The organism is Roseateles sp. (assembly GCF_036486225.1).
Lineage (GTDB): Bacteria > Pseudomonadota > Gammaproteobacteria > Burkholderiales > Burkholderiaceae_C > Roseateles.
The window spans coordinates 1-2448 of sequence record NZ_DASVNZ010000240.1 but is presented as its reverse complement, the minus strand read 5'-3'; the positions used below and the strand labels follow the sequence as shown (position 1 = coordinate 2448).

At 71.0% G+C, this 2448-nt stretch carries 1 protein-coding gene; it reads left to right on the top strand.

The window, feature by feature from the left end; all coding sequences use genetic code 11:
* On the top strand, positions 1 to 2448 hold a 2448-nt coding region (locus tag VF536_RS16230; protein WP_331615904.1), incomplete at both ends, for a UvrD-helicase domain-containing protein.

Here is a 2448-nt window from a genome sequence, read left to right as displayed (position 1 = left end):
AGCCGCTGCCGCGGCTGGCCCCCTCGGCGCCGCCGCCTACACGCTCGACGGCGCGCCGGTCGCACGCGAGCGCTTCTACGAACTGGCCTGCGACCCGGCGCGCAGCGTCGTCGTCGAGGCCTGCGCCGGGGCGGGCAAGACCTGGATGCTGGTCTCGCGCATCCTGCGCGCGCTGCTGGACGGCGCGCGGCCGCAGGACATCGTCGCGATCACCTTCACTCGCAAGGCCGCCGGCGAAATGCGCGCGCGCCTGAACGAATGGCTGCACGAGTTCGCCCACTGCGACGACGCCGGCCGCGTGCTCGCGCTGCGCCAACGTGGTCTGCCGCAGGCGCAGGCCGTCGAACTCGCGCCGCGCCTGGCGACCCTGCAGCAGCGCTTGCTGCAGGACGCGCGTCCGGTGGAGATCCGCACCTTCCACGCCTGGTTCTCCCAGCTGCTGCGCGCCGCGCCGCTGGAACTGCTGCGCGCGCAGGGCCTGTCGCCGGAGCTCCAGCTGCTCGAGGACGAAAGCGACCTGATGCCCGAGCTCTGGCAGCGTTTCCATGCCGCGGTGCTCGAGGACGAGTCGCTGCTGGCGATCTACCGCGAGCTGAGTCTGATCCACGGCCGCAACAAGCTGCAGGACTGGCTGATCTCGGCCTTCGACAAGCGCGTCGAGCTGCGCCTGGCCCACTCGCACGGCCGGCTGATGGACAGCATGCCCACGGCGGCCGAGGTGGTGCCCGAGCTCGCCGCGTTCGCCGACCCGATCGAGGCTTTCGCGACGATGCGGCCTGAGCTGCAGGCGCTCGCCATCGAACTCGGCCAGTCGACCAAGGTCACGCCGAAGAAGTGCGCGACTGCGATCGAGCAGGCGCTGCAGCTGGCCGATGAGCCCGCGCTCGCCGGCGTGCGCCAGGCCCTTTTCACGGCGGAAGGATCGCTGCGCAAGAACCTCGGCGATTCGCCCGCGTTGTCGGCGGCGTCGGACCGTCTGCAACGGCTGCTGCTCGCGATCGACCAGGACCGCGCGCGCCTGTGGCATCAGCAGATGTGCGCGCTGGCGCTGACCTTGCTCGATGCGTTCGATCGTCTGAAGCGCGAGCGCGGCATCGTCGACATGAACGACCTCGAGCGCGGTGCGCTGGCGCTGCTGGGTGACGTCGACCTGTCGGGCTGGGTGCAGGAGCGGCTCGACAGCCAGGTCCGGCACCTGCTGATCGACGAGTTCCAGGACACCAGCCCGCTGCAATGGCATGCGCTGCATGCGTGGCTGTCGGGCTACGTGGGCGCGGGCGGCGGTGCCAGCGGACAGAGGCCGCCGTCGGTGTTCATCGTCGGCGACCCCAAGCAGAGCATCTACCGCTTCCGGCGCGCCGAGCCCCGCGTCTTCGCGGCAGCGCGCGATTTCGTGCGGGAGGGGCTGGACGGCGTGCTGCTGGCCTGCGACCACACGCGGCGCAACTCGGTGCCGGTGCTGGCGGCGGTGAACGCCGTCTTCGAATCGGCGAGCCTGGCACAGCAGTACAGCGGCTTCCGCCCGCACACGACGGAGTCGAGTGGCGGCGACCCGCTGGACGGTGTCTTCTTCATTGCCGGCGACGAGCTTGCCGAAGACGAAGCCTCCGGGACGGGCCGGGAGGAGGGCACGTGGCGCCCCAGCCTGACCGAACCGCGGCGCGAGCCGGAGCTGCATCGTCGCGAGGCCGAGGCCGAGCGGATTGCCGCGTGCATCGGTGATCTGCTGGCGAAGGGCGAAGCGAAACCGGGCGAGATCTTCGTGCTGGCGCGCAAGCGCGAGGGGCTGCGCGTGCTCGCGCAGATCCTCAAGGGCCGGGGCATTGCACACGCGGCGCCGGAGGACATGGCGCTGCTGGACGCACCGGACGTGCGCGATCTGCTGGCGCTGCTGGACGCCTTGGCGTCGAGCGGGCATCAGCTGTCGCTGGCGCACGCGCTGCGCAGTCCGTTGTTCGGTGCGGGCGAAGCGGATCTGCTGTGGCTTGCCGCCGAGTCGAACTCGGCGAAGTGGCTCGGTCAAGAGCGGCCTTCCGCGGACAGAGAACCAACGCAGACAGCGGGAGCGGCAGGACCGGAATGGGGCTTGGGGGTCCAGGAGGGATCCCCCATGCCCCGTGCAGGGCGCGCAGAGACGTTGCAGGTGGGCGACCTCCCGACTGAACCGCCGCCGGAGGGGCCCACGACCCGTTCCTGGTGGGAAGTGCTGCTTCAGGCCGATCCTGAAGATCTGAGCGAGCCGCTGCGCCGCGCGCAGCTGCTGCTGTCGCGCTGGGCGTCGACGGCTGTGCTGCGCAGCCCGCACGATCTGCTCGATGCGATCGTGCATGAGGGCGACCTGATGGCGCGTCTGGCTGCCGCCGTTCCCGCGAGTGAGCGCCGCGCCCGCTTGCATGCGGTGGAAGCGCTGCTGGCGCTCGCGCTGGAGTTGGACGGCGGGCGTTATGC